2 protein-coding genes are annotated in these 2,582 nt (G+C 63.4%); both read left to right on the top strand.

Annotated elements, in window-relative coordinates; translation table 11 throughout:
• Positions 1-107: 107 nt before the first annotated feature.
• Entirely contained in the window at positions 108-1,544 is a 1,437-nt protein-coding gene (locus tag ACLP25_RS21580) for an amidase (RefSeq protein WP_442471195.1), read from the top strand.
• Positions 1,545-1,675: 131 nt separating this feature from the next.
• The gene (locus ACLP25_RS21585; protein WP_442471196.1) at positions 1,676-2,512 is read left to right on the top strand and encodes a polyphosphate kinase 2 family protein; all 837 of its coding nucleotides are present in this window, start codon (positions 1,676-1,678) and stop codon (positions 2,510-2,512) included.
• The last annotated feature ends 70 nt before the right edge of the window (positions 2,513-2,582 follow it).

Genomic DNA, 2,582 nt, shown 5'->3' on the forward strand with positions numbered 1-2,582 from the left:
CCTACACGTTTGCAGGCCTGATTACTCGCCTTGACGAGGCTGTTATTTCAGTCCAACTACTCAAGCTTTGTGAGTTCACGAACACTCGAGGTCGTCGGAGCCGTTCCGTGATCCCCTTCGAACAGTACCAGGCATACGACGGGCTAGGACTCGCCGAACTGGTGCGCTCTGGACAGGCGTCCGCCCCCGAGTTGCTGGAGGCCGCGATCGACGCGGCAGAGCGGATCGATCCGAAGATCAACGCGCTCTCACAGAAGCTCTATGACGAGGGTCGCGCTTCCCTCGCAAGCCTCGACGCCGGCGCTCCCTTCGCAGGCGTGCCTTTCCTTTTGAAGGACGTCGCCACGGCCATGAAGGGGACACGGTCGAAGCAGGGCTCGCGCCTCTTCGTCGACGCGCCGCTCGCCGAAGTCGATTCGACGCTGACCGAGCGTTTCCACCGCGCCGGCGTCGTTATCTTCGGCAAGACGACGACGCCGGAATTGGCGCTCGCGCCGTCCACGGAGACGAGCCTCACGGGCGCGACGCGCAACCCATGGGACACAACGCGAACCGCGGGCGGATCGTCGGGTGGCGCGGCGGCTGCGGTCGCAGCCGGCATTGTTCCCCTGGCGCACGCGAGCGACGGCGGCGGCTCGATCCGTATCCCCGCGTCCTGCTGCGGACTGTTCGGGCTGAAGCCGACCCGCGCGCGAACGCCGCTTGGTCCCTTAATAGGAGAGGGCTGGGGCAGCCTTTCCACCCATCACGTGCTGTCGCGTTCGGTGCGCGACAGCGCCGCAATGCTCGACGCGACGGAGGGGCCGGCTCCGGGCGATCCTTATCATGCGCCGCCTCCGGAGCGGCCCTATCTTTTCGAGCTCGGCGTGGAGCCGAAGCCACTGCGTATCGCGCTGCAGCGGCGCCCGATGTCGGGCATGGCGGTCGATGCGGAATGCCTGCGTGCGCTGAACGAAGCCGCCGCCCTGCTCGAAAGCCTTGGGCATCGTGTCGAAGAGGCGGATCTTCCCGGGTCATGGGACGAGCTCGGCTACGCGCTCTGGGTGCTGGTCGCGAGCAACGTCTCCCTGACGGTGCGGCGGCGCGTCGAGGAGCTTGGCCCGGAACTGACGCCCGACGTCGTGGACCCCGTCACCTGGAACGCCGTCGCTTTTGCCGCGACACTCAACGTCGAAACCTATCCGGCCGCTATACAGAGCATTCATCGTCAAGGCCGACGTATGGCCGGGTTCCACGAGACCTACGATATGATCCTGAGCCCTACCCTGGCGAAGCCGCCGGTCTCCCTGGGCACGCTGCGCACGGACAATCCGGACATCGAGGCTTATCGCCGGGCGCTCGTCGAGTTCATCCCGTTTACGCAGCTCTTCAACATGACGGGCCAACCGAGCATGACGGTCCCGCTGCATTGGAGCGAAAGCGGCCTCCCGATCGGCGTGATGTTCAGCGCGCCCTTCGGCGACGAAGCGACCCTATTCCGTCTTGCGGCCCGGTTGGAGGCGACCAAGCCCTGGTTCGACAAGACCCCGGCGCTGTCCCCATGACCGCGAGCCTCGCCGAAGTATTGCGCAGCGGCTTTTCGAATTCACCTAGTCAGAGAAGGCCGTCGCGAACAACGTGCTCACCCATCTCAAGTCGCTGCGGTACGAAACCGCCAGGGGAGGCTCCGCAGCTCATGAAGACCGCAGACTTTGTTGTTTCCAGACGTCCGAGACTTTCCGACATTCAGCACTTCCTGAAGGTCGAGTTCGCCGACTACGAGCGCCGTCTCGAGGAGCTTCAAGAAACGCTTCAATGCGTTCAGCAGGCCTATCTCGGGACGCCCCATCGCGCTGTCATCGTTCTCGAAGGTTGGGACACTGCCGGCAAGGGCGGCATCGTTCGCCGGCTGGGCTGGGCGCTCGATCCGCGCAGCTTCAAGGTGCACTCGATCTCCGCGCCGACCGAGCGGGAGAAAGCATTGCATTACCTCCAGCGCTTTTGGGAGCGCCTGCCGCACCATGGCCAGATCGTCGTTTTCGACCGTTCCTGGTACGGCCGCGTCCTGGTCGAGCGCGTCGAGGGTTTCGCCACGCCTGCCGAATGGCAAAGGGCCTACGACGAGATCAACGACTTCGAGCGCATTCTGATCGCTGACGATACGCGGCTTATAAAGCTGTTCCTGCACATCACTGCAGACGAACAGTTGCGCCGATTTCGTAGTAGGCTCACCGATCCGCTCAAGCGTTGGAAACTGTCCTACGAGGATTTCCGCAACCGCGCCCATCGGCAGGAATACGAGGCGGCGATCGAGGACATGTTGCAGAAGACCTCGACGCGCCAGGCGCCCTGGCATCTGATCCCCACCAACGACAAGCCGTACGGCCGGCTCGCCGCGTTGCGCATCATGGCCGATCGTCTTTCCAAGAACGTGGCGCTGGATCCGCGCCCGCTCGACCCGAAGGTGCTGGAAGAGGCGGAGCGGCTATTGGGAATCTCCGTTCCGACAAATGGGTTACCGTCGAAGAATTGAACTCGCGCAGCCTTCATGAATTTAATAATTAGGGGGTTGCGAGTTTCAGGCACCACAGAAATGCCTCAGA

The organism is Roseiarcus sp. (genome assembly GCF_052145395.1).
In the GTDB taxonomy this organism is placed as follows: Bacteria; Pseudomonadota; Alphaproteobacteria; order Rhizobiales; family Beijerinckiaceae; genus Roseiarcus.

Bases quoted from the DNA above. Each gene is read 5' to 3' on its own strand.
- ACLP25_RS21585 (WP_442471196.1), top strand. From the start codon at position 1,676: ATGAAGACCGCAGACTTTGTTGTTTCCAGACGTCCGAGACTTTCCGAC.